The organism is Acinetobacter sp. YH12233 (assembly GCF_013417725.1).
Classification (GTDB): domain Bacteria; phylum Pseudomonadota; class Gammaproteobacteria; order Pseudomonadales; family Moraxellaceae; genus Acinetobacter.
Genome location: NZ_VPDK01000003.1, coordinates 1 through 24,204 on the forward strand (window position 1 = coordinate 1; position 24,204 = coordinate 24,204).

21 protein-coding genes and 1 pseudogene are annotated in these 24,204 nt (G+C 42.6%); 13 read left to right on the top strand and 9 right to left on the bottom strand.

The window, feature by feature from the left end; translation table 11 throughout:
• Positions 1–210: pseudogene (locus FTV12_RS16425) on the top strand (DDE transposase); the annotation flags it as partial.
• Between the two features lie 37 nt (positions 211–247).
• Here FTV12_RS16425 and FTV12_RS02195 read toward each other — a convergent pair.
• From FTV12_RS02195 to metK, 3 genes are all read right to left on the bottom strand, one after another.
• Positions 248–1,459, bottom strand: coding sequence for a YeeE/YedE family protein (locus tag FTV12_RS02195; RefSeq protein ID WP_034169960.1), 1,212 nt, complete (start codon positions 1,457–1,459; stop codon positions 248–250).
• A gap of 251 nt (positions 1,460–1,710) precedes the next feature.
• Positions 1,711–2,055 carry a hypothetical protein gene (locus FTV12_RS02200; RefSeq protein ID WP_004786283.1) on the bottom strand — a complete coding sequence of 115 codons (345 nt, stop codon included), beginning with the start codon at positions 2,053–2,055 and terminating at the stop codon, positions 1,711–1,713.
• A 335-nt stretch (positions 2,056–2,390) separates the two neighbouring features.
• Complete coding sequence (metK, locus tag FTV12_RS02205) at positions 2,391–3,557, bottom strand: methionine adenosyltransferase (protein WP_004786281.1); 1,167 nt, start codon at positions 3,555–3,557, stop codon at positions 2,391–2,393.
• A gap of 472 nt (positions 3,558–4,029) precedes the next feature.
• On the opposite strand from metK, the gene FTV12_RS02210 reads away from it, so the two are divergent.
• From FTV12_RS02210 to FTV12_RS02230, 5 genes are all read left to right on the top strand, one after another.
• Positions 4,030–4,413, top strand: coding sequence for a prepilin-type N-terminal cleavage/methylation domain-containing protein (locus tag FTV12_RS02210; protein ID WP_179993376.1), 384 nt, complete (start codon positions 4,030–4,032; stop codon positions 4,411–4,413).
• A 442-nt stretch (positions 4,414–4,855) separates the two neighbouring features.
• Positions 4,856–6,844: a transketolase gene (gene tkt / locus FTV12_RS02215; RefSeq protein ID WP_179993377.1), complete on the top strand. Its 1,989-nt coding sequence runs from the start codon at positions 4,856–4,858 to the stop codon at positions 6,842–6,844.
• A 135-nt stretch (positions 6,845–6,979) separates the two neighbouring features.
• The gene (locus FTV12_RS02220) at positions 6,980–7,195 is read left to right on the top strand and encodes a hypothetical protein (RefSeq protein WP_004786275.1); all 216 of its coding nucleotides are present in this window, start codon (positions 6,980–6,982) and stop codon (positions 7,193–7,195) included.
• Positions 7,196–7,377: 182 nt separating this feature from the next.
• Complete coding sequence (locus FTV12_RS02225) at positions 7,378–7,833, top strand: GNAT family N-acetyltransferase (protein ID WP_179993378.1); 456 nt, start codon at positions 7,378–7,380, stop codon at positions 7,831–7,833.
• A gap of 127 nt (positions 7,834–7,960) precedes the next feature.
• Positions 7,961–8,554, top strand: coding sequence for a YceI family protein (locus FTV12_RS02230; RefSeq protein ID WP_179993379.1), 594 nt, complete (start codon positions 7,961–7,963; stop codon positions 8,552–8,554).
• 179 nt (positions 8,555–8,733) lie between these two features.
• Here the strand turns inward: FTV12_RS02230 and FTV12_RS02235 are convergent, their stop codons facing one another.
• Entirely contained in the window at positions 8,734–9,453 is a 720-nt protein-coding gene (locus tag FTV12_RS02235; protein ID WP_179993380.1) for a glutamine amidotransferase, read from the bottom strand.
• 225 nt (positions 9,454–9,678) lie between these two features.
• Here FTV12_RS02235 and yfcF point away from each other — a divergent pair, with 225 nt between their 5' ends.
• The gene (gene yfcF / locus FTV12_RS02240) at positions 9,679–10,326 is read left to right on the top strand and encodes a glutathione transferase (protein WP_179993381.1); all 648 of its coding nucleotides are present in this window, start codon (positions 9,679–9,681) and stop codon (positions 10,324–10,326) included.
• Positions 10,327–10,523: 197 nt separating this feature from the next.
• Positions 10,524–11,480, top strand: a complete 957-nt coding sequence (locus FTV12_RS02245; RefSeq protein WP_180012235.1) for a cation diffusion facilitator family transporter — start codon at positions 10,524–10,526, stop codon at positions 11,478–11,480.
• A 50-nt stretch (positions 11,481–11,530) separates the two neighbouring features.
• On the opposite strand, the gene FTV12_RS02250 is transcribed toward FTV12_RS02245, so the two are convergent.
• The 5 genes from FTV12_RS02250 to FTV12_RS02270 all read right to left on the bottom strand — a co-directional run bounded on the left by FTV12_RS02250 (position 11,531) and on the right by FTV12_RS02270 (position 18,053).
• A complete protein-coding gene (locus FTV12_RS02250) occupies positions 11,531–12,508 on the bottom strand; it encodes a fatty acid desaturase family protein (RefSeq protein ID WP_180012233.1) in 978 nt (325 codons plus the stop codon).
• Between the two features lie 94 nt (positions 12,509–12,602).
• Entirely contained in the window at positions 12,603–13,391 is a 789-nt protein-coding gene (locus FTV12_RS02255; protein ID WP_005235191.1) for a PaaX family transcriptional regulator C-terminal domain-containing protein, read from the bottom strand.
• Positions 13,392–13,772: 381 nt separating this feature from the next.
• Complete coding sequence (locus FTV12_RS02260; RefSeq protein ID WP_180012231.1) at positions 13,773–15,485, bottom strand: electron transfer flavoprotein-ubiquinone oxidoreductase; 1,713 nt, start codon at positions 15,483–15,485, stop codon at positions 13,773–13,775.
• A gap of 114 nt (positions 15,486–15,599) precedes the next feature.
• Entirely contained in the window at positions 15,600–16,841 is a 1,242-nt protein-coding gene (locus FTV12_RS02265) for an MFS transporter (RefSeq protein ID WP_004786258.1), read from the bottom strand.
• A 57-nt stretch (positions 16,842–16,898) separates the two neighbouring features.
• A complete protein-coding gene (locus FTV12_RS02270; RefSeq protein WP_166135179.1) occupies positions 16,899–18,053 on the bottom strand; it encodes an acyl-CoA dehydrogenase family protein in 1,155 nt (384 codons plus the stop codon).
• A 307-nt stretch (positions 18,054–18,360) separates the two neighbouring features.
• On the opposite strand from FTV12_RS02270, the gene FTV12_RS02275 reads away from it, so the two are divergent.
• The 5 genes from FTV12_RS02275 (at position 18,361) to FTV12_RS02295 (ending at position 24,090) form a co-directional block, all read left to right on the top strand.
• Positions 18,361–19,140 carry an enoyl-CoA hydratase gene (locus FTV12_RS02275; protein WP_004786253.1) on the top strand — a complete coding sequence of 260 codons (780 nt, stop codon included), beginning with the start codon at positions 18,361–18,363 and terminating at the stop codon, positions 19,138–19,140.
• A 3-nt stretch (positions 19,141–19,143) separates the two neighbouring features.
• Positions 19,144–20,661 carry a 3-hydroxyacyl-CoA dehydrogenase gene (locus FTV12_RS02280; protein ID WP_180033463.1) on the top strand — a complete coding sequence of 506 codons (1,518 nt, stop codon included), beginning with the start codon at positions 19,144–19,146 and terminating at the stop codon, positions 20,659–20,661.
• 12 nt (positions 20,662–20,673) lie between these two features.
• The gene (locus FTV12_RS02285; RefSeq protein ID WP_179993440.1) at positions 20,674–21,876 is read left to right on the top strand and encodes a 3-oxoadipyl-CoA thiolase; all 1,203 of its coding nucleotides are present in this window, start codon (positions 20,674–20,676) and stop codon (positions 21,874–21,876) included.
• Between the two features lie 14 nt (positions 21,877–21,890).
• Positions 21,891–23,108 (top strand): CaiB/BaiF CoA-transferase family protein, encoded by a 1,218-nt coding sequence (locus FTV12_RS02290; protein WP_179993439.1) that lies wholly within the window; start codon positions 21,891–21,893, stop codon positions 23,106–23,108.
• Between the two features lie 130 nt (positions 23,109–23,238).
• Positions 23,239–24,090 carry an IclR family transcriptional regulator gene (locus tag FTV12_RS02295; RefSeq protein ID WP_159122804.1) on the top strand — a complete coding sequence of 284 codons (852 nt, stop codon included), beginning with the start codon at positions 23,239–23,241 and terminating at the stop codon, positions 24,088–24,090.
• Positions 24,091–24,204 lie beyond the last annotated feature (114 nt).

Consider the following 24,204-nt stretch of genomic DNA (forward strand, 5'->3'; position numbering starts at 1 on the left):
AGAATGAGCTTTCATATTACCTCTATTGCTATCCTTAACCTATTGAAGTTTGATTCTTTGGCTTCCGCAGGTAATTTGCCTAAACATCTAGAAAGTTTAATGGAAAAATCTAAAAGGTATGTTTTACCGAAAAAAAGAAGTAGAAACTACCCACGAGTTGTGAAAGGGAAACCACAGAAATACCCAAAAAAATGCCAGTCAATCTCTTAACTGACTGGCATTACATCGCAAAGATGGGCTTTTTTATTTAGCAACCAGTCAGTTTTTCTGGTTGAGGTTTCTCACCGGGGAAGAAAATTGGACGAAGTTTTACACCCAGACCATTTCCAAGGAATGCGAAGACCAGCCATAACCAGCCATGTACGCTGCCCGAAGCAATACCACTAAAATAGGCACCAATATTACAGCCATAAGCCAGACGAGCGCCGTAGCCAAGCATCAAACCGCCAATAACCGCAGCAACCAATGAACGTTTTGGAATATTGAAGTTCGGAGCAAATTTACCTGCCAGACTGGCAGCCAATAATGCACCAAGCATGATGCCAAAGTTCATCATAGACGTAATATCGAACCAGAGCGATTCAGATAAGGCTTTGGCATTGGCTGGTTGCTGCCAATACGCCCAAGAGGCTACATCAATTCCAACAAAACTTGCAGATTTCGCGGCCCAGACAGCAAGGGCAGAAGTAACTCCCCATGGACGACCAGCCAGCGCCAAAGTAGCAAAGTTAAGCAGGGTTAAAATGATTCCACCCCAGATTAATGGCCATGGACCACGCAAAAAGCGTTTCCAGCCCTGATGCTGGCTTTGAGGTTCAACTTCTAAATTGCCATGACGTTTCTTTTCAAAAAAGATAGTTGCAGTAGCAATAACAGCAAAAATGACAAAGCTCAAAACAAGTGCAGGAATGACACCAAAACTTTCTACAATGGAGATGGGTGCGAAATGGGGTAGGTTAAACCACCAGTCAATATGCGAAGTCGCAATCAGTGAGCCAGCACAGAAGAAGAACAGGGTTACCAGCATACGGGCACTACCACCACCAACGGTATAAAGTGTGCCTGATGCACAACCGCCACCGAGCTGCATGCCAATCCCGAAAATAAATGCCCCGATTACCACAGAAAGCGAAACTGGACTGACAAAGCCTTGAACTGGATTACCGAACAGTTCACCTGCGCCTAAAGCAGGAAAAAATAGCAAGACAGCAAGACCCAGCATGATCATTTGGGCACGTAAGCCACGACCACGACGTTCTTTAATAAAGACGCGCCAGCTGGAGGTGAAACCAAACGAGGCATGATACAAGGTCATACCCAGTGCACCACCCACCAGAAATAATAGAGCCTGGTTCAGGCCCACGATGTGATAGGCACCGACAGTTCCTAATACAAGTAAAATAAAAGCCACCCAGACCGAGAGATTCGATCGCTGGGAAGACGCAGCAATAACAAACATGGGAGATCAAGCTTTAAAAAATAAAGTCGCGTATATTACGCAATTTCTCACTAAAATGGGCTGATCTAGAATTTCTAAGAGCCAATTAAACATCCTGATAACTGATAATAATTATGAATTTAAATGATATAAGGTCGTGATTATTTCAAAAGATATCAGCTTAATTAGAACAATCACCTGCCTAATAGTGAAATGTATAAAAAGTTTAAAAGCCTGCAAAGCAGGCTTTTAAAGATCTAAAGCTTTAAAAATTAATTTTCAGCTTTCTCGCGTACTTTGCCTGCACCTTCTTCAATAGCACCGGCAGTTGCAGCAGTCGCGTTTTTAGCGGCTTCAGCAGTTGCATCTGCTGCTCGAGAAGTCGCAGCGGCGGCTTCATCAGCGGCACGGGAAGCATTTGCAGCCGCATTATCCATGGCTTGGTCAGTTTCCTGAGAAGCCTCATGAGTGGCATCTTCCATATCATGGCCTGCTTGAGTAGCAGCATTTTCTAAATGTTCGCCAGTTGTCGCACCTGTTTCAGGATTTTCTTTCTTATTACAACCCACTAAAGCAACGGTTGCAGCTAAACCCAAAGCAACAAGTAATTTATTCATCGTGTCATATCCTTTGTAGTTGTAAGGTCGAAAACAGTCTAGCGAGTATTTATTTGAATTTATGCTAATAATTAGATCAGAATTTGTTCGCTAAATGTAATTTTTATAAAGGCTTATACAATTTTTGCCAAATATAAATCGTCTGATTATTTGAATGTATTTTCTTACAACCCTTATATGGATTGCTTCTCACTGCTTATAAAGAATAAGTTTATCCGTTTTAATATGAGTTTTAGATGTAACAAAACACAACTATTTCCAGCTCAATTTTTGTCAGGCTAAAAGTAGAAGCCATAAAAAAGCCCGCATAAAGCGAGCTTTTAAAACTTGAAAACTTATAGACCAGCAGATGCTTTAAGTGCTTCGACTTTGTCAGTTTTTTCCCAAGTAAATGCAGTATCTGAACCTTCACGACCAAAGTGACCATAAGCCGCAGTCTGTTTATACATTGGCTGGATCAGGTTCAACATACGGGTAATACCATATGGACGCAGGTCAAAGTGCTCACGAACCAATTGAACGATCAATTCATCAGACACTTTGCCTGTATTGAAAGTATTGATTGAAATTGAAGTTGGCTCGGCAACACCAATTGCATAAGACACCTGAATTTCACATTTATCAGCAAGACCCGCAGCGACAATGTTTTTCGCAACATAACGGCCTGCATAAGCAGCAGAACGGTCAACTTTTGATGGATCTTTACCAGAGAATGCACCACCGCCGTGACGTGCCATACCGCCGTAAGTATCTACAATGATTTTACGGCCAGTCAGACCACAGTCACCTACAGGACCACCGATCACAAACATCCCGGTCGGATTGATGTGGAATTTGGTGTCTGCATGGAACATGTCGGCAGGAATGATTTTTTTCACGATTTCTTCAATCACAGCTTCTTTTAAATGAGCTTGTGAAATTTCAGGATCGTGTTGAGTTGAAAGCACAACAGCATCTAGACGAACAGGCACGCCATTTTCATAAGCGAAAGTCACCTGGCTTTTTGCGTCTGGACGTAACCAAGGCAATGTACCGTTACGGCGTAATTCAGCCTGTTTTTCCATTAAGCGGTGCGCATAAGAAATTGGCGCAGGCATGAGTACATCAGTTTCACGGCTGGCATAACCAAACATCAAGCCCTGGTCGCCAGCACCTTGATCTTCAGGTTTCTGACGGTCTACACCCTGAGCAATTTCAGGAGACTGCTTACCGATCATGTTGATGATCGCACAGGTCGAACCATCAAAACCTAGGTCAGAATGATGATAACCAATACTGTTAACGGTATGGCGGACAACCGCTTCAAAATCGATGTTCGCAGTTGTTGTGATTTCACCGGCAAGTACAACCGCACCTGTTTTTACAAGCGTTTCACAAGCAACCCGTGCGTATGGGTCTTCTTTTAAGATTGCATCCAAGATAGCATCACTGATTTGGTCAGCCATTTTATCTGGATGGCCTTCGCTTACAGATTCCGAAGTAAATACAGCGTACTCGCGCATAGTCCTATCACAGTTAAATTTAAAGACCCGATATGTTACATCGACTTGTGCTCTAGGACTAGCGCAACTCGACAAAATTGCACGAAATTGTTTCAAATTATTGTGCTTTTATTTGATTATTGGAATTAAAAAAACTGATATGCCTAATTAAACAGCAGGCTAGATTCATTTAATAAACTTAATAAATAGTCTGTGAATTGATAAGAGACGCTAATTAAGCAGTGATATTTCCAAACAAATTTGCAGAACTAAATACTAAGAAAAATATAAAAATTAGAGTGTTTAAAATATTAAGGAAAGTGATCATTCTATTAATAACTTAAGGCGGGTGTATTGATCATACGACAGACAGCCTTGCTGCAAATAGTACGACTCTGCATAGTAGCTTCAAGCCTTCAGAAACCGCCTGTCAGGAAGTGGCGAAATCTTTTGGTATGGACTTGTTTAAAAGACTGTACGGAGATGGAAAAGCATGTATCAAAAGGCGTTTACCTTGATTGAAGTCATGATTGTATTCACAATTATTGCCATTCTGGCGACAGTAGCAGGCATGAGTTATCACAGTTATGTCGTGCGAAGCCAACTAGCAGAGGTTTTTGAGCAGGCAGGTAGCTATCGAACTCAATTTATTGCCTCTGATGGTCACTGTGATGCAGGCCGTCAAATTGGCAGCGGAACCCAATATATTGAAAAAGTCGTGATCAATGCAGCTTGCCGGATTGAATTTAAGCTACGGCAGGATGGGATAGATACGGCAATCCGTGGCAAATCCATCGCCTTTGATGTCTATGGCGGCAGTTGTTCTTCGAGCGATATCAGTCAGCGTTATTTACCTAAAGATTGCCGAGGACAATGATTTTCGTGGTATCGACTAGCCTGATTGAACTTCAACCTTTATCTTTTCATGTCTGATGATCTTGGGCAGACATTAGATATTCACATATGCATTTTTATGGACTGGAAAAAGATCACTTATTTAAGTCTGGATCTTCTGTTTTGACTCCTAGCTGGAGGTATCCTGAAGAGGAATTCAATATATTGTAAAAGTTTAATTTATAAAAAATAGTTAAGAATAATCCCAGATTTATCATCTTATTAGAATTTAACTTAGACTCTAGTCAATCAATGCACCTTAAAAGTGCAGAATATTTATCCGATAGGTAAATACAAGATCAATAAATTGATAAATATTGTAGGCTAGTCTTTACCCCTCGCTGTTTTTTTAAGACAATAGACGGCAGTTTTGAAAGTCTTTTCATCATTTCCTATTTCTTCTGAATTTATTTGGACGCTGATTTATGACAACCCCGCTTAATGAACGTCGTATTGCAAACGCAATTCGTGTATTGGCAATGGATGCTGTGCAAAAAGCAAACTCAGGACATCCAGGTGCTCCAATGGGGATGGCAGATATCGCTGATGTGGTTTGGCGCGAATTCTTAAACCATAACCCAACAAATCCGAATTGGGCTAACCGTGACCGTTTCGTATTGTCGAATGGCCATGGCTCTATGCTTCAATACGCACTTCTTCATTTAACGGGCTATGATCTTTCAATTGAAGATCTTAAAGCATTCCGTCAACTTCATTCTAAAACTCCAGGTCACCCAGAATTGGGCTATGCACCGGGTATTGAAACAACCACTGGCCCATTAGGCCAAGGTATCGCAAATGCTGTTGGTTTTGCACTGGCTGAAAAAACTTTAGCAGCGCAATTCAACAAGGAAGATATCAAAGTTGTAGATCACTACACTTACTGCTTCCTGGGCGATGGCTGCTTGATGGAAGGTGTTTCTCACGAAGCATGTTCTTTGGCAGGTACTTTAGGTCTGGGTAAGCTGATTGCTTACTATGATGACAACGGTATTTCGATTGACGGTGAAGTTGAAGGCTGGTTCTCTGACGATACAGAACAACGCTTCAAGTCTTATGGCTGGCAAGTGATCAAAGTTGACGGTCATGATGCTGATGCAATCCGTCAAGCCACTGTTGAAGCAAAAGCTGAAGTGAATAAACCAACCATCATCATGTGTAAAACAGTGATCGGTTTAGGTTCACCAAACAAACAGGGTAAAGAAGACTGTCACGGTGCACCTTTGGGTAATGACGAAATCGTATTGACTCGTGAAGCTTTAGGCTGGTCAGACGAAGCATTTGTCATTCCTGAGGATGTATACGCAGCTTGGGATGCCAAAGATAAAGGTTCACAAGCTGAAGCAGCATGGAATGAAACTTTTGCCGCTTATGCAGCAAAATATCCAACAGAAGCAGCTGAATTAAAACGTCGTCTTTCTGGTGATCTTCCAGCTGACTTTGTTGCAAAAGCGGATGCTTATATCGCTGAAGTAAATGCAAAAGAAGAAACCATTGCTACACGTAAAGCGAGCCAAAATACGTTACAAGCTCTTGTGCCTTCACTACCAGAAGTACTAGGCGGTTCTGCTGACCTTGCAGGTTCTAACCTGACACTTTGGAAAGGTGCACAAGGCGTACAGGACAATCCAGCAGGTAACTATGTTCACTACGGTGTACGTGAATTTGGTATGACTGCGATTGCCAATGGTGTTGCTCTTCACGGAGGTTTCATTCCTTACGTAGCAACATTCCTGATGTTTATGGAATATGCACGTAATGCAGTACGTATGTCTGCACTGATGAAACAACGCGTGATTCATGTCTACACTCATGATTCAATCGGTCTGGGTGAAGATGGTCCTACACACCAGCCAATCGAACAAATCGCATCTTTACGTGGTACACCAAACCTGAATACATGGCGTCCATGCGACACTGTTGAAGCAGCGATTTCCTGGAAATCTGCTTTGATGCGTTCAGAAGGCCCAACAGCGTTAATCTTCTCTCGTCAAAACCTGCCATTCCAAACGCGTACTCAAGCACAAATTGAGAATGTAGCGAAAGGTGGTTATGTTCTGGCTGAAGAAAAAGGCGAATTGAAAGCGATCATCATTGCGACTGGTTCTGAAGTTTCTCTTGCAATGGAAGCTTATGCACAGCTTCAAGGTGTACGTGTGGTATCTATGCCATGTGCTGAAGAGTTCGTGAAACAGGATGCTGCGTATCGTGAAGCGGTTCTTCCTTCAAATATTCGTGCACGTGTAGCGGTTGAAGCTGCACATGTAGATTACTGGTGGAAATTTGTAGGTCTGGATGGTCGTGTGATCGGCATGACCACTTATGGCGAATCTGCACCTGCTAAAGACCTGTTTAAACACTTCGGCATTACAACTGAAGCTGTTGTAGCAGCTGTAAAAGAGATTACTGCTTAATCAACTGATTAAGTCGTTTTTTAAGGGCGCCCCAGTTTTGGGGCGTCTTTTGTTTTTCCGCTTTCTAGCCTTGTTTTCATGTGGCAACCGCTAAAAAGTGTTCTCCCATAATTGAAATGAAAGAGTGAGATAAACATGAGCTTGTATGAACAAATTAGTGATGAAATTACTTTAATGGATGCAGGCGAGCAGAAATGGATCGGGCAGGATCTACCCCTTGAAGCAATGGTTGCGGTTGAGCTATTACTTCAGGAAATGGCTGAAGAAAAAATCATTAAAGTACGTCGTAAGAACCATGAAAAGCATTCTGGTTTGAAACAGGTGGATCGTATTCTGGTTGAAAAACTTTAACAGAAAATACTAAAAGTCCCTGAATGGGGCTTTTTTTATGTCGGATGATTTCCTCTGACAGTTGCTTATGAACATTAGATGAGATAAATCTAAGTTCGTGCCATCATAAAAACCTAATGACTCATATCGTAAATAATTGACTTAAAGATAATTAAAGACATAAACCAAAGAAGTTACTCAATATGGAAATATCATCCCAGATCCAGATCAAATCTCTAGAGCAAATATCACAGCCGGAATGGCTGTTTTTATGGAAAGGCTATCAAACCTTTTATGAGGCGCAAATTTCAGAAAAAATCAGTGAAAATACCTGGGCCAAGCTCACTAGTCCTGGACAGGACAATATGTATGGTTTTGCTGCACTGATTGATGGAAAAGTAGTCGGGCTAGTTCATGTGGTTGAGCATGACAGTAGCTGGACCATGCGTCCTTATGCCTATTTGCAGGATTTATTTGTTCATCCGGATTATCGCGGGCAGGGCATAGCACGTGTACTGATTCAGCATATCTATGATGTAGCAAAGCAGCGTAATTGTGATCGGGTGTACTGGCTGACCCATGAATCGAACCATAAAGCCAGATTGCTCTATGATAAAGTGGCCAAAAAAACCGGATTTATCCAGTATCGTATGTCTTAAATGCTTAGATTTACACGAGAATTTACAATTTTATCGTTTCATAGTTGCAACAAAACGTTTTATCTTTAGGGATGTAAACGGTTCAAGATTCTATAAACTGAAGTTAATTCAGACGAGAGATAACAACATGAATTTGAAAACATTAACTTTAGGCTTGGTAGCCGCATCTATTGCAACTTTTAGCTTTGCAAAACCGGTGACTTATACAATTGATCCGAGTCATACTGCGACGGTATTTAGCTGGAACCATTTTGGGTTTTCTACGCCATCAGGCAATTTCTCTGATATTCAGGGTAAAATTGTGGTCGACAATGAACAGCCAGCAAAATCTTCTGTAGATGTGACCATTCCAGTTTCTAGTATTAATACCAACGTAACTGCACTGGATGACCATTTAAAGAAAGAAGATTTCTTTGATGCAGCCAAATATCCAAATATTACGTTCAAAAGTACTAAGGTAGAAACCAAGGACAAAAAGAACTTCAAGATTACCGGTAATTTAACCGTTAAAGGCGTGTCCAAACCAGTGGTATTGGATGCCGTGTTAAATAAACAGGGTGAACATCCAATGGCAAAAGTTCCGGCAATTGGTTTCAATGCCACAACATCATTTGACCGTTCTGCATTCGGCTTAGGCGCGAATGTTCCGCATGTGAGTGACAAGATTACTGTTCAGATCACCACTGAAGCGACCATTCCTACAGAACCTGCAAAGAAATAAGATTTATTTCCATTCTGCATAAAAATAAAAAAGCACCTTTATAAAGGTGCTTTTTTATTGGGCCAATAGATGAATTATGAAACAGAATCGGCATCTATCTAAACTAAAAAATCTTAGCTATGATTCCATTAATCTATTTTGCAAACTTTTAATTATAAATATTTATCCAGTACCTTTGCTCAAGATACTATTTTTAACTGAGTCAGATATTGCTCTAGGACAGCTTTAGAAGTGCCTTCCAGTACAGGTGCAAATTGAAGATTGGCTGCCCGAAGAACTGGGATATTAATTTTAGCTTGACGTAATTCAGAGGTATGACCAACTAGCCACTTTTCCAGGCTATCGCCAGCGACTTCAGGATGAAATTGCAGAGCCAGAATATTTGATCCTATCCGGAAAGCCTGATTTGGATAGAGATTGGAACTGGCTAATAATTCAGCCTGTTTAGGCAGATCAAAAGTATCGCCATGCCAATGTAGCACTTCAATATTTTCCAAGGCTTGTAGTGGATTATTCTCAGTGGCTGGAAGACTAAGTTTAGACCAGCCAATTTCTTTGCTATGTCCTGCATAGACTTTAGCACCGAGTGCATGAGCCATGAGTTGAGCACCCAGACAAATACCTAAAGTGGGTAAATTCTTTTCTAAACGCACTTTAAGTAAGTCTATTTCTTGTTGTAAGAAAGGGTAGTCCTCCGTTTCATAAACACCAATTGGACCCCCTAAAATAATTGTCAGACCTTTATATTCATACGCTTTACGCAGGTCATCAATACCGGCTTCAAAATAGCGAACACGTAATCCCAACTGATAAAATACATCTTCCCAGGCACCTAGGTCTTCAAAAGCCAGATGTTGAATGGCATATACGGTATCGGGGAAGTGATCAAGGTTCAGCATAGCAGTCAGGTCTAAATGGAAAATATTTATTTAACGTTATTCTGCAAAAAATTAGAAGTCTTTTTAATCCGGTGATTTAGCCTTAGGTAGGTGATTCATCCGAATCGGCAATCCTATGTAAGACTATAACTCCGCTTTGTATCAATATGCAGCGATATTTTCCTTTTCTATAAAAAAGGCGTTAGAGTAGAAAGCAGTGGATAATCATAAGAGGCAGGATAAAAAATGCACAATATCTGCTTATATGTCGATAAAAAACGTATCAGTCCTTATACCATGTCGGTTTATGTGGCTCTAAAAGAGAAAGGACTCAACTTTCAGGAAAAAATGATCGATCTGGATCTGCTGGAACAGCAATCTTTAGCTTATCGTAAAATTTGTCCGAGTGGCAAAGTCCCTTGTCTGATCATTGATGATTTTCATTTATTTGAATCGTGGGCGATTACTGAATACCTGGAAGATGCTTTTCCGGCACCGGATTATCGTGCTTTATATCCTGCAGAGATGAAAGCCAGAGCAAAATGTCGCGCCGTTCAGGCTTTGATTAAAACTGATTTTTCCTCTATCCGGCAGGATATGCTTTCAACTTCGATCTTTGTTCCACCTAAAAGGCCTTTAATCGCATCGGCTGAAACCATGCAGGATATTCAGCGCTTACTGGCAATCACAGAAATTTTAGTTGAAGAGTTGTGGCTCACCGAACAATGGTCAATTGCAGACTTTGATCTAGCCTTTATGCTGCATCGTCTGCTTAGTCATGATGTTGAGCTTCCCGAAAAGATTCAGGCCTATATCCAGCGTAATTTTCAGCGATCTTCAGTGCAGTCCTGGATTTTGGAAAATGAAAAATTGAGGACTCATGCTGAGTTTTGATTCTATGTCCGGTAGAGAGGTTAATTTAATAATTTAAGTACTAAGTTTGCTTAATGAATAGACATGGATATTTTAAAAGAGAGCCAAGTTATACAAAAAATTGCTTAAATATCAGCAGAGCAAGCGTAGTATAGAAAGTATAGGTAATAAGAAGTAGCTAAAACTTAGAATCAGATTCAAATGAAAAGGAGTATAAGGTGGGTGGATCACATCATCATGATCATAGTCATGTAGAAGTTAGTGCCAAGAATGCCAAAAAACTGTCCATCGCCTTAGCCCTAACGACAGCCTTTTTAATTGTAGAAGTTATTGCCGGTTTTATGACTCAGAGTCTGGCCTTGCTTTCTGATGCAGCACATATGTTTACCGATGCCGCTGCATTGGCGATTGCACTGGCTGCGATTAAGATCGGGCAAAAACCCGCAGATGATAAACGTACCTTTGGCTACCAGCGATTTGAAATTCTGGCAGCTTTGTTTAATGCGATTATGCTATTTCTGGTGGCGATGTATATCTTGTTCGAAGCTTACCAGCGCCTGAGCCATCCCCCTGAAATTGAAAGTCTGGGCATGTTGATTGTCGCCATACTTGGACTGGTCATTAACCTGATCTCCATGAAAATTCTGGTTTCTAGCAGTCAGGAAAGCTTGAATATTAAAGGGGCTTATCTGGAAGTACTGAGTGATGCACTAGGTTCGGTGGGTGTCATTATTGGCGCAATCATCATCTATTTCAGCGGTTGGATGTGGATTGACACCGTGATTGCGGTCATGATCGGATTCTGGGTCATTCCACGGACATGGATTTTATTGAAACAGAGCATCAATATTCTGCTGGAAGGAGTTCCCGATGAAATCGATATTGAAAAACTGCGCCATGACCTACTGGCGCTAGACGGTGTTAAAGATATTCATCAGCTAAAAGTCTGGGCGATTACTTCCAAGAAAGTCATGCTAACCGTGCATTTGGTTGCGCCAGACGTTGACTATAAAAAGTTGCATCAGGAGGCATTCGAGATGTTGCACCATGAACATCACATTACCGAGATGACATTACAAATTGAAGCAGAAGATTGTCCCCCGGAACAGCATCGGCAATCAGCCCACTCTCATGAGCATTCTAGGCATAAAGAAAGCCATCAACATAAAGTTTGAGGAATTTTGCTATCACCTATAATGTATTTTTAAACTTCGATCTTTTAATTTTAGCCTTTTAATAATGACACAATTACATCTTTATAACTGGGTGGCGCTTTCACGTAATCGCGCTCTCGCAGCATCTGATGCATTTTGGGCAGATTTTGATGTGGAACAGAGGCCATTAAATGATGTTCAATATGATAATTTACATGAATCGGTGCAACGAAAGCACGCGCTAGCCATCCTGCACGGGTGGTACGGGTATTAGTTAAAGCAGAATGGCTAGTTTCCAGACCAGCATGCTCAGCCATTGCCCGGATACGAATAAAGAGTGGGAAAGGAGTGATATAAGCTAACGGCCACAATAAATAAAGTTTCGGATGACCGCTGGCCCAAAGTGCAGAAAATAGGGCAGCATTAGAAATCAGCATGCCCGAGCTATTTTTTAACAGATTCTTTGCCAGTTCCAAGTTACTGCGATTACCACGAGGAATTGGTTTCGGATCATTGGAAACACTCCATTCCAGAAGTTCTAAATCCATCAAGACTCGGCCAGCCAGAAATTTTAGGCCGGATTGACCATTTAAATCTCTAAAGAATTTTCTAAATAATGATTGTTTAGTAATTGGAAAGTTTTTCACCAAACCTAAATCTGGATCATCAGGTTGAGAGGTGCGGGCATGATGTTTCAAATGATAAGGACGATATTTACCGACCTCATTCCAGATCGGACGGGCGCACAACCAGTCAGTGAAGTGTGTGTTTAGCCACTTGGTTTTAAACAGACTGTGGTGTGAGGCATCGTGCATTAAAATGGCCATAGCCAGCTGACGACCTGCCAGAATGGCTAATGCCAAGGCACATATCAATATTTTTCCCCAGACTGGTAAATATTCCCAGCTATAAGCGACTGTGCCAAAGGTCAAAACAATCACAGCCCAAGTTGAGCCTACTGCCAGAGCCCCCTGTAAGTCGGATGGGGTGGTCAGCTCTTTGATTTCTTCACGGCTAAATAGCTCTGTGACACTCACTTTACTGTTCATTATTCTGCCTTGATCTAGTTCTTGTATTTCTTGTCACTATATTTGAATTAAAATATTACAGTCAATTTATTTTTGTGATTGTATAGGAAATAAATTATACGCCTTGCTGCTGAAAATATTGCTGCCATAACTGCTGGCCTTGTTCTTCCATACGCCGTACAGCCAGTTCAAACTTTTGTCGGGCTGGAGCGTCTAGCCATTCTTCAGGCAATAGCGGATCTGCACGCAGACTAAATACAGCAGATTTTGCCAGATAAAAGGCAGTTTTAGCTGATTCAGCCAAGGATAACTGTTGATGGTTTTCAAACCATTGTTCAATTTCCTGACTGATATTCAAATAAGTTTGATGCAGGCCATGAATATCCCAAAGTGCAGATACATGAGTGTGCTGATCGATCTCGCTGACCTGAAAAAATCGTGCGCCTTGATCCAGACCAAACTTGACGGCTGCTGATTTAAGCTCATTCAAACCAAGTTGTAAATTATCCGGGCGGATAAACACATTCTGTTCCAGTTCCTGAAATCCATAATAACGCAGGGCTTTTTCCCGTTTAGATAAGGCCGTACGATCTACTCGCCCCAAAGCACCGGTATAAACCAGAATGTACTTACCATCCCAAGCCGTAGCGGTCTGCATATTGGGATGTTTGTTCAGGCTGATAAAAGAAGTATCAAATTTTTTTTCAATTAACTGATAAATGCCGCGTTCTACTGACTGAATGATCTGATCCTGATTGAGTCGTGCGACTGCAACCCGCAAGCTGTTGTCAGAGATTCCTAATAAATCTGCTGCACATAACATCTGTTTGATGCTAACAGTAGAGTTATGTGAGGCATAGAGCAGGTCTAGCACCAGATGTCGGGCATTCAGTTTATAAGTCATGAAACTAGATCGTGATTAGAAAATGAGAAATTGGAAACTTTTTGTACAATAGCATTTTGAATAGGAAGAACCAAAGAGGAATACGACTAAAGTGTTTGTATATTCAGGCAATTAATTTTAATTAAAGACAACGTATATGGATAAAAATGACTAGATAAGGTGTTGGTTTTCTACTGAGGCACAGTATTTCACAGTCAATAAGCTGGTCTAAGCAGCAAGTCAGCGAAAAAGACGTGAATCTGTTTTTATTCTTGATTATTTTTAATCCCAGCTCCCTAGGGAACTGGGATTACCTAAAAAATTAAAGTGAAGTGTTAGTTATAACTGCTTCAAAATTGGGTATATGAACAAGAAAAAGATTTCTTACTCACACAAATTACCCTACATATTCGGGTAATTCGGACCACCGCCACCTTCCGGTGTTACCCAGGTGATATTCTGAGATGGATCTTTGATGTCACAGGTCTTGCAGTGTACACAGTTCGCTGCATTGATCTGGAAGCGTTTTGAACCGTCATCATTTTCCATGATTTCGTAAACACCCGCCGGGCAGTAGCGCTGTGCAGGCTCATCCCATTTTGGTAAGTTGACATCTACTGGAATCGAAGCATCGGTCAGTTTTAAATGCGCAGGCTGGTTTTCTTCATGCACCGTGTTCGATACAAACACAGAAGACAGACGGTCAAACGTCAGCTTACCATCCGGTTTTGGATAGTTCGGCTTGAAGTTCACTGCATCAACCGTTTTTAGCGTGCTGAAGTCAGGAACCAGGTCATGCAGGGTGAATGGCACTTTGAATACGTTCTGGTCGATGAAGTTGAATGCACCACCCATCCATTGACCAAACTTGTGCATTGCCGGGCCAAAGTTACGCGCGCTGTACAGCTCTTCTTTTAACCAGCTGTTGTTGAACTTGTCTGTATAAGCAGTTAGCTCTTTTACGAAGAAGTCTTCGCCTTCAGTTACACGTGCAACGGCAAGGTCACCGCCTTTTTTTACACCGGCAGCAATCGCTTCAAATACCGCTTCACCACACAACATGCCGGATTTCATGGCAGTGTGTGAGCCTTTGATCTTGGCAAAGTTCAGGAAGCCGGCATCATCACCGATTAAAGAACCACCCGGGAAGGTGAATTTCGGCAGGGAGTTAAAACCACCTTTGGTTACGGCACGCGCACCATAAGAAATACGTTTACCGCCTTCCAGATACTGTTTGATCAGTGGATGGGTTTTCCAGCGCTGCATTTCCATGAATGGATACATGTGTGGATTTTCATAAGAAAGATCCACGATCATGCCTAATGTCACCTGGTTATTTTCAGCATGGTATAACCACCAGCCACCTGAAGAACCGGTTTCAGATAAAGGCCAGCCTGCACCATGCATTACCAGACCTGGTTTATGCTTGGCAGGATCAATTTCCCAAAGTTCTTTAATGCCGATCCCGTAGTGCTGTGGATCAGCATCTTTATCCAGATTGAATTTTTGGATCAGGCGTTTACCTAAATGACCGCGGCAGCCTTCAGCAAAGATGGTGTATTTGGCATGCAGCTCATAACCCGGCGCAAAGTTATGCGTCGGTTCGCCATCTTTACCAATACCCATGTCACCGGTTTGGATACCTTTCACCGTACCATCTTCATGATACAGAATTTCAGAAGCAGCAAAGCCCGGGAAGATCGATACTTCCAGCTCTTCGGCTTTCTGGCCTAACCAGCGCACCACGTTACCCAGTGAGATCACGTAGTTACCATCGTTATGCATAGTTTTAGGCACCATCCAGTGCGGTGCTTCTTGTGATTTTTCATCTGAAAGAAGGAAGAAAGTTTTGTCTTCTGTCACTGGTACATTTAAAGGTGCACCTTCTTCTTTCCAGTTCGGGAATAGTTCGTTCATGGCACGTGGTTCAAGCACAGCACCCGAAAGAATATGTGCACCGACTTCGGAGCCTTTTTCTACGACACAAACGGACAGATCATTTAAATTGTTTTCAATTGCAAGTTGACGGATCTTGATTGCAGCAGACAGGCCGGCAGGACCCGCACCTACGATCACAACGTCAAACTCCATCGATTCTCTAGAAATATCTTCCATAATAAGAAATCCTGTTTCGCTTAGCGGTATTTTACCACAGTGAAAAAGTTTTTAAATAGAAAGTTGGGAATTGATTATGAAAAAAGCCTCCTAGGAGGCTTTTTCTAAAACGGATTAAGATTTTTGAGGATCGTAGAGTTTTTCTTTGATGAACAGTGCAGGGAGCAGACCACAGATAAAGTATGCTGCACCCATGACCAGGAAGCCTAAACCGATCGAACCGCCAGTTGCCAGATAACCAATCGTAGCTGGCGCAATCGCTGCACCCAAGCGACCGACGTTATATGCACCACCAATTGCTGTACCACGTACATTGGTTGGGAAGCTTTCAGTCATATATGTTGCATTCACACCATATGGAATACCATATAGGAAACCGAAGATCACCAATAAGTATAGAATGTTGTCTGGTGAATTATAGAATACGATCAATGGCAGGAAGATCGCTGTACCAATTGCACCGAAGGCATAAGTAAAACGACGTCCGAATTTATCTGCCATTAAGCCTGCAAGGATTTTACCGAGAATCATCGCGGTATAAGTACCGACCATGTAGGCAGTCATTTCCTTGAACTTCATACCGAGTTCACTTTCAAGGTATGTCGGCATCCAGTTATTAACGCCATAGTAACCAAACTGAAGGAAACCAGCAGTTAAAGCCCATAAGATAAACATGTTGCGGTTTTTCTTATCCTGGAAAATCAGCTTCCAGGTCGACTCAGCAGGTTTGTCAGTCACTTCAACTTTTTTGAAGCGGTTTTCTTGCCATGCAGCTGGTTCTGGAACCATGATGTGCATCAGGATCGCCATTACGATTGGAATTGCAGCCACATAGAACAGCATGCGCCAGCCGTGATCTGGAATTAACCAGCCCGCAAGCAAGGTCGCAACGATATAGCCAACTGTCCAGCCAGCCTGTAATGTACCTAAAACAGTTGTACGATATTTAGTTGGTACGTACTCAGCCATTAAAGTATTCGATGCAATATACAAAGAACCCAATCCAAGAGAAGCGAAGAAACGTAATGCACCAAATTGAGCAAAGCTTTGGGTAAAACCAAGACCACAAGTCAATGCCGAAAATAAAAGGATTGAGACAACGACGGTACGTACACGACCGAATTTATCACAAGCCCACCCTCCGAATATACCTCCAACTGCCATACCTGCAAGGGTAAAGCTTCCGAGCATCCCAGCTTCCACAGAGGTTAGGCCAAATTCAGCTTTAATACTGTTTAAGCTGTAGGAAAGCAGCATTAAATCCGCACCATCGACCAGCAGGGCGAGGAATGCAAAGATAAATGCGATTTTCCAGGTATTTGGGCCAATTTTTGAAATTGTATTCGTTATAGCCATCATCCATTACCTATAAAAAAGGCCTGATCGCAAGGAGAGTTGATCAGGCCAAACTTGTTACTGAGTCGCCTCGCGAATCATATTGCGAGCAATAATGACTTGCTGGATCTGCGTGGTTCCTTCATAAAGACGGAATAAACGCACATCGCGGTAGAAGCGCTCAATTGCATATTCACTGATGTAGCCCGCGCCACCATGGATTTGCACACCACGGTCAGCGACACGGCCACACATTTCTGTTGCAAACATTTTTGCGCAAGATGCTTCAGTACTTACGTTCTGGCCGGCATCACGACGACGCGCTGCATCAAGCACCATACATTTCGCTGCATAAATTTCAGCTTTAGAATCTGCCAGCATGCCTTGGATCAACTGGAAGTTGGCAATCGCCTGACCGAACTGCTTACGTTCAACGGCATATTGCAATGAATCTTCCAGCATACGGGTTGCAGCACCCACGCTTAGTGCGGCAATGTGGATACGGCCTTTATCCAGAACCTTCATCGCAGTTTTAAAGCCAACGCCTTCTACACCGCCAATCAAAGCTGATGCAGGGATACGGCAGTTTTCAAAGATCACGTCACAGGTATGTGCGCCTTTTTGGCCCATTTTCTTGTCACGTTTACCCAGTGAAATACCTGGTAATTTGCTATCAACGATGAACGCTGAAATGGCAGCAGCGCCTTTCAATTCTGGGTTGGTACGAGCCATTACCGTGAACACACCCGCATGTGGGGCATTGGTAATAAAGCGCTTGGTACCATTCAGGATGTACTCATCGCCATCTTTCACAGCAGTGGTTTTCAAAGATGCTGCATCAGAACCTGAATCCGGTTCAGTCAAACAGAACGAGCCAATGATTTCACCGCTAGCCAGTTTTGGCAGGAAGTGCTGTTTTTGCTCTTCAGTACCGTCGATGATCAGGCCAGATGCGCCGATACCGTTATTCGTACCAATCAATGAGCGGAAAGCAGGGGAAGTACGGCCCAGTTCAAAAGCGATATAGACTTCTTCTTCCATGGTCAGGCCAAGACCGTCATATTCTTCAGGAATGGTTAAACCAAATAAGCCCAACTCTTTCATTTGTTGCACGATTTCTGCAGGAATTTCATCCGTTTCTGCAACAATTTCTTCATTTGGGATTAATACGCCTTCTACAAATTGGCGAATCATATCTACCAACTGGTCTAAGGTTTCCTGATCACGAATCATGTCCTAACTCCGTATCTAGGATTTCGTTCTGTCCACATCTTGTCCAATGTGAATAAAAACTCATCACTAAGCTAAATTTATGCGGATACTAATTAAAATTAAAACAAGGATCAATATATACGAAAGTATATTTCGCTGTGCGATATATATGTTTTGCTTTAAAATTAGATTTAAATAATTGATTTAGTTTGATTAATGCTATTTTTAAGGCGTTATAAAATATTTTTTGTTCAAATTTGAATAGTTTACTTTGAATGAAATTTATGTATATTGTTAATTAAATACCGCTGTGCGAAATGAGAAGATTATGGAAAGCACTGAAATTTTAAAATTGACTGTACAGGAAGATGGCGTCGCGATTGTTCAAATCCATCGCCCGGAAGCACGTAATGCCTTGAACCTGGAATTACGTCAGCAACTCTCTGAAGCATTTCAATACCTTTCAAAATTAGATGCTGTAAAAGCCATTGTTTTGACCGGCGGTGAAAAGGTTTTTGCTGCGGGAGCAGACATTAAAGATTTCACTACTGCAACCACAGCACAAATGTATTTACGCCATACTGAACAGTACTGGCAAAGTATTACTGACTGTCCGAAACCGATTATTGCGGCTGTGAATGGTTATGCACTCGGTGGTGGCTGTGAACTGGCCATGCATGCCGACATCATCATTGCCGGTGAAAATGCCAAATTTGGTCAGCCTGAAGTAAAACTGGGCTTGATGCCGGGTGCAGGTGGAACACAACGTTTACTGCGTGCGATTGGTAAATATCAAACCATGCTTTGGGTACTCACCGGTAAACTGGTGAAAGCTGCTGAAGCTGAGCGTATGGGCTTGGTTTCTGAAGTCGTGGAAGATGAAAACACTATTACGCATGCCATTGAAATTGCTCAAACCATTGCATCTTTCTCTCCAATTGCAGTGCAGCAAATTAAAGAAGTGACCAATCTTGGCCAAGATCAATCTTTACAAGGTGCTTTGGCATTGGAACGTAAAGCTTTCCAGATTTTATTTGATACCAAAGATCAGAAAGAAGGCGTGAATGCGTTCTTTGAAAAACGTCCTGCACAATACACTGGAGAATAAGACATGACCATTCAATCTATGGCGCTCATTGGTACTGGTGTAATGGGCATGGGTATCGCGCAAATCGCAGCCCAGGCAGGTCTGGAAGTGCGCTTATTCGATGCCAAAGCAGGTGCGGCAGAAGCAGGTTTGGCTAAACTTAAAGCTACGCTTGAAAAGCTGCAAGCCAAAGGTAAATTTACTGAAGAAGTTCTGAATGCAACTCTGGCACGTTTCAAAATCCTGAATAGCATTGAAGAAGTGGCTGGTGTTGATCTGGTGGTTGAAGCCATCATCGAAAATCTGGACATCAAGCAAGGTTTATTTAAACAGCTGGAAAGTATCGTATCTCCAGAAACCATTCTGGCAACCAATACCTCATCACTTTCAGTGACTGCTATTGCATCCAACCTTGAGCATCAAGGTCGCATGGCTGGATTCCATTTCTTTAATCCAGCGCCCTTGATGAAAATTGTCGAAGTGATTGCTGGCCTAGCAACAGATGAACAGGTCGTTGCAGATCTACTCGAACTGGCACAACGTATGGGGCACTTCGGTGTGCGTACCAAAGACACGCCTGGGTTTATTGTTAACCATGCCGGCCGTGCTTATGGTACTGAAGCACTAAAAATCCTGGGTGAAGGTGTAGCTTCTGTTTCTGAAATCGACCGTATTCTGCGTGAAGGTGCCGGTTTCCGTATGGGACCACTGGAATTGTTTGACCTGACTGCACTGGATGTTTCTCATCCAGTGATGGAATCGATTTTCAACCAGTATTATCAGGAAGATCGTTATCGTCCAAGCGCTTTAACCCGTCAAATGCTGGCTGGTAAAAAAGTCGGTCGTAAAGTCGGTGAAGGTTTCTATAAGTATCAGGATGGTCAAAAGACCAATGAAGCTCCGGCTCAGATTGCGCCTGAAGTAACTGAATTCAGCCCGGTCTGGATCAAAGCAGATCTTGAACAGGATGCCAGTATCTTGCGTGACTATATCCGTGAGCAAGGTCTGGTTATCGACAGTGCAGAAACTCCGGCAGCTGACAGTCTGATTCTATTGGCCACTTATGGTGAAGACACCACGACTGCAGCGCTTCGTTTTGATGTCGATGCGACTCGTGCAATCAGCATCGATATGCTGACTGATTTTGCCAAGCACCGTACCATCATGCCTTCGATTGCAACTCAAAAAGCCTATATCGACCAGGCACATGCATTGTTTGCTAAAAATGGTCATGGCGTATCGGTAATTGCTGAAAGTATTGGCTTTGTCGCACAGCGCGTATTGGCAATGGTCGTGAATCTGGCTTGTGATATTGCCCAACAACAAATCGCAACTGCAGCCGATATCGATAAAGCAGTAAAACTTGGTCTGGGCTACCCACATGGACCAATTTCATGGGGTGATGTTTTGGGCGCAGAACGTATCCTGTTGATCCTGGAACGTATCCTGACAAATACCGGTGACCAGCGTTACCGTCCAAGTCCATGGGTACAACGCCGTGCCCGTTTAAAACTTTCTCTTCTTCACACTGCAGCAGTTTAAGGAATCAAACTCATGTTAAATGCATATATTTATGATGGATTACGTACGCCATTTGGTCGTCATGCAGGTAGCCTGGCAAAGGTTCGTCCAGATGATCTTGCTGCACATGTGATTAAGGCACTGGTAGAGAAGCATAATTTAGCTGCTGATATTTTTGATGATGTAATTCTGGGTAATACCAATCAGGCGGGTGAAGACAGTCGTAACATTGCACGTCATGCAACGTTATTAGCGGGTCTGGATGTGAAAACGCCAGCACAAACTGTGAACCGTCTATGTGCTTCTGGCTTGGCTGCGGTGATTGATGCTGCTCGTGCAATTACTTGTAATGAAGGGGATATCTTCCTTGCAGGTGGTGTCGAGTCGATGTCTCGTGCACCGTTTGTCTTTGCCAAATCTGAAACACCATTTAGCCGTGATTTTAAAGTATTCGATTCAACCATCGGCGCACGTTTTCCGAACCCTGCCATTGAAAAACAGTTCGGCAATGACACCATGCCGCAAACTGGCGATAATGTAGCAGTAGAATACGGTGTAACCCGTGAAGATGCAGACCAGTTTGCTGCAGCATCACAAGCCAAATATGAAGCAGCTAAACAGGCAGGTTTCTTTGCTGACGAGATCGTGGGTGTTGAAGTGCCACAAGGCCGTAAATTGCCTCCAAAACTGGTCGATCAAGACGAACATCCACGTCCATCTTCTAACTTGGAAGCGCTACAGAAACTACGTCCACTGTTTGAAGGCGGTGTAGTGACTGCGGGTAATGCTTCTGGTGTCAATGATGGTGCAGCAGCGCTAATCATTGGTTCTGAAGCCGCTCAGGAAAAACTGGGCATCCAGCCAATGGCGAAAATCATCGCTTCAGCGGCTGCGGGTATTGAACCACGTATTATGGGCGCCGGTCCGGTTGATGCGATCAAACTAGCATTAAAACGTGCCAACCTGACTTTGGATGACATGGATATCATTGAAATCAATGAAGCATTTGCATCTCAAGTTTTAGCATGTCTAAAAGGTTTAGATGTGGCATTTGACGATGCACGTGTCAATCCAAATGGTGGTGCAATTGCAGTTGGTCATCCATTAGGTGCATCAGGTGCTCGTTTAGTGCTCAGCACTGCTCGTGAATTGCAGCGTAGCGGCAAAAAATATGCTGTGATTAGTCTGTGTATCGGTGTAGGTCAAGGCCTGGCACTGGTCATCGAACGCGTATAACAAAGGAAAAACACATGGGTGCATTAGAGGGTATTCGCGTACTGGATTTAAGTCGCGTACTTGCAGGTCCTTGGTGTGGTCAAATCCTCGCGGATTTAGGCGCTGAAGTGATTAAAGTTGAACGTCCTAAAACGGGTGATGATACCCGTATGTGGGGACCACCTTGGATGAAAAATGACCATGGTGAAAATACACGTGAAGCGGCGTACTACCAGTCAGCCAACCGTAATAAAATGTCAGTTGCGATTGATATTTCAACGCCTGAAGGTCAGGAACTGGTCAAAGCACTGGCTGTAGATTCTGACGTGGTCATTGAAAATTACAAAGCGGGTTCTTTGAAAAAATACGGTCTGGATTATGAAAGCCTGAGCGCGATTAATCCGAAACTGGTGTATTGCTCAATTACTGGCTTTGGTCAAACTGGCCCTCGTGCACCTGAACCAGGTTATGACTTCATTATCCAGGGGATGGGCGGTTTAATGTCTGTCACTGGTGAGAAAGATGACTTACCGGGGGGCGGACCACAAAAAGTCGGTGTGGCTTTTGCGGATTTGACCACGGGTTTGTACTCGACCATTGCCATTCAGGCGGCTTTGTTAAACCGCCATGTGACTGGTCTCGGTCAGCATATTGATATGGCATTGCTGGATGTACAAGTGGCGTTACTCGCAAACCAGGGTATGAATTACCTGGCTTCGGGAAAAATCCCGGGTCGTTATGGTAATGCACATGCCAATATTGTCCCTTACCAAGTATTCCGTGCTGCGGATCAGGATTTCATCATCGCCTGTGGTAATGACAAACAGTTTATAGCCTTGAGCGCTGCAATTGGTTTGCCAGATTTACCGCAAGATCCACGTTTTGTGACCAATGCACTGCGTATTCAGCATCGTGCAGAAATCACAGAGCTGCTAGCCAAACATTTCTTAAGCAATACTGCGAAGCATTGGGTAGAAGCAATTCATGCAGTGAAAGTTCCGGTAGGCCTGATTAATAACCTTGAACAAGCTTTCCAGGAACCACAAGTGCAAGCGCGTAATATGCTGGTTGAGATCCCCCATCCGTTAAAAGAAAAATTAACGGTGATTGGCTCACCAATTAAATTATCGCGTACACCAGTGGAATATCGTAAAGCACCACCAATGTTAGGTGAGCATACGAATGAAATTCTTTCACGTGTCGTGGATGAGGAAAAACTGGAGGCCCTAAAAGCTCAAGGTATTGTTGGTTAATAAACAAGAAAACCCATAAGTCCAATAAAGAAGCAACTTAATCAAAGTTGCTTCTTTGCTATATACAAGATAATTATTTATAATTTCGCAATGCGAAACACTTATTATGAATTTGAAGGACGGTGAAGACATGTCTGATGATGTACCTGAAACCGATCAGTCGGAAGAAAAATTAATTGCGCCTTTGCGCCATGAGTTATTGCATCCGATCGAAGATATGCAGGATGAAAATGACCGTCAATTTATTACAGCTTTAGCACGTGGTCTGGAGTTACTGCGCTGCTTTAGTCCAAAACATCAGCATCTGGGCAATCAGGAACTGTCACAAATGACAGGTTTACCTAAACCGACGATTACCCGTTTGACCCATACTTTGTCCCGTTTAGGATATTTAAAGCAGGTTCCGAATTCGAGCAAGTTTCAGCTCTCAGTCGGCGTACTGTCTTTTGGTTATTCGATGCTGTCGAATTTATCCTTGCGATCGGTTGCTCATCCATTAATGAAAAATCTGGCGGACTATGCTGAAGCTGCTGTGGCGATGGCAACCCGCGACCGTCTGAACATGATTTATCTGGATGTAGTGCAGGGTAAGGGGAATGTTACCATGCGTCGTCAGGTAGGAACCCATTTGCCGATTCATTTAAGCTCTATGGGACGCGCCTGTCTGGCTGCAATGCCAGAAGATGAGCGTGATTTTCTGCTTGATGCGATTCGCCGTAAACATGCTGAAGAATGGCCACAGATCCAAAAAAATCTGGAGAAGTCATTTAAAGACTATCAGGAATATGGTTTCTGCTTTTCAATCGGTGAATGGCATAAGGATGTGAATTCGGTTGCAGTTCCTTTTGTCCATGAACAGCATGGTCTACTGGTGTTTAACTGCGGCGGTCCAAGTTTTCTGCTCAATGAAGAGAAAATCAAAAATGATATTGCACCACGTTTATTACATATGGTGAACAATATTAGAAATGAATTGGGATAATACATTTCTCAATTGATTAATTTTAGAAAATAGTAGGTATTTCAATTAAATACCTGCTATAAAATATCTATAAAATTCATTGAAAATAATAATTCTTTTACCTGATAATAATTT

Excerpts from the sequence above, each read along its gene's own strand:
- tkt (WP_179993377.1), top strand. The coding sequence starts at position 4,856 with ATGACAACCCCGCTTAATGAACGTCGTATTGCAAACGCAATTCGTGTA.
- FTV12_RS02285 (WP_179993440.1), top strand. The coding sequence starts at position 20,674 with ATGTTAAATGCATATATTTATGATGGATTACGTACGCCATTTGGTCGT.
- FTV12_RS02200 (WP_004786283.1), bottom strand. The coding sequence starts at position 2,055 with ATGAATAAATTACTTGTTGCTTTGGGTTTAGCTGCAACCGTTGCTTTA.
- FTV12_RS02275 (WP_004786253.1), top strand. The coding sequence starts at position 18,361 with ATGGAAAGCACTGAAATTTTAAAATTGACTGTACAGGAAGATGGCGTC.
- FTV12_RS02195 (WP_034169960.1), bottom strand. The coding sequence starts at position 1,459 with ATGTTTGTTATTGCTGCGTCTTCCCAGCGATCGAATCTCTCGGTCTGG.
- FTV12_RS02230 (WP_179993379.1), top strand. The coding sequence starts at position 7,961 with ATGAATTTGAAAACATTAACTTTAGGCTTGGTAGCCGCATCTATTGCA.
- FTV12_RS02225 (WP_179993378.1), top strand. The coding sequence starts at position 7,378 with ATGGAAATATCATCCCAGATCCAGATCAAATCTCTAGAGCAAATATCA.
- FTV12_RS02220 (WP_004786275.1), top strand. The coding sequence starts at position 6,980 with ATGAGCTTGTATGAACAAATTAGTGATGAAATTACTTTAATGGATGCA.
- FTV12_RS02250 (WP_180012233.1), bottom strand. The coding sequence starts at position 12,508 with ATGAACAGTAAAGTGAGTGTCACAGAGCTATTTAGCCGTGAAGAAATC.
- FTV12_RS02295 (WP_159122804.1), top strand. The coding sequence starts at position 23,239 with ATGTCTGATGATGTACCTGAAACCGATCAGTCGGAAGAAAAATTAATT.
- FTV12_RS02280 (WP_180033463.1), top strand. The coding sequence starts at position 19,144 with ATGACCATTCAATCTATGGCGCTCATTGGTACTGGTGTAATGGGCATG.
- FTV12_RS02255 (WP_005235191.1), bottom strand. The coding sequence starts at position 13,391 with ATGACTTATAAACTGAATGCCCGACATCTGGTGCTAGACCTGCTCTAT.
- FTV12_RS02210 (WP_179993376.1), top strand. The coding sequence starts at position 4,030 with ATGTATCAAAAGGCGTTTACCTTGATTGAAGTCATGATTGTATTCACA.
- FTV12_RS02260 (WP_180012231.1), bottom strand. The coding sequence starts at position 15,485 with ATGGAAGATATTTCTAGAGAATCGATGGAGTTTGACGTTGTGATCGTA.
- metK (WP_004786281.1), bottom strand. The coding sequence starts at position 3,557 with ATGCGCGAGTACGCTGTATTTACTTCGGAATCTGTAAGCGAAGGCCAT.
- FTV12_RS02290 (WP_179993439.1), top strand. The coding sequence starts at position 21,891 with ATGGGTGCATTAGAGGGTATTCGCGTACTGGATTTAAGTCGCGTACTT.
- FTV12_RS02270 (WP_166135179.1), bottom strand. The coding sequence starts at position 18,053 with ATGATTCGTGATCAGGAAACCTTAGACCAGTTGGTAGATATGATTCGC.
- FTV12_RS02265 (WP_004786258.1), bottom strand. The coding sequence starts at position 16,841 with ATGGCTATAACGAATACAATTTCAAAAATTGGCCCAAATACCTGGAAA.
- FTV12_RS02235 (WP_179993380.1), bottom strand. The coding sequence starts at position 9,453 with ATGCTGAACCTTGATCACTTCCCCGATACCGTATATGCCATTCAACAT.
- yfcF (WP_179993381.1), top strand. The coding sequence starts at position 9,679 with ATGCACAATATCTGCTTATATGTCGATAAAAAACGTATCAGTCCTTAT.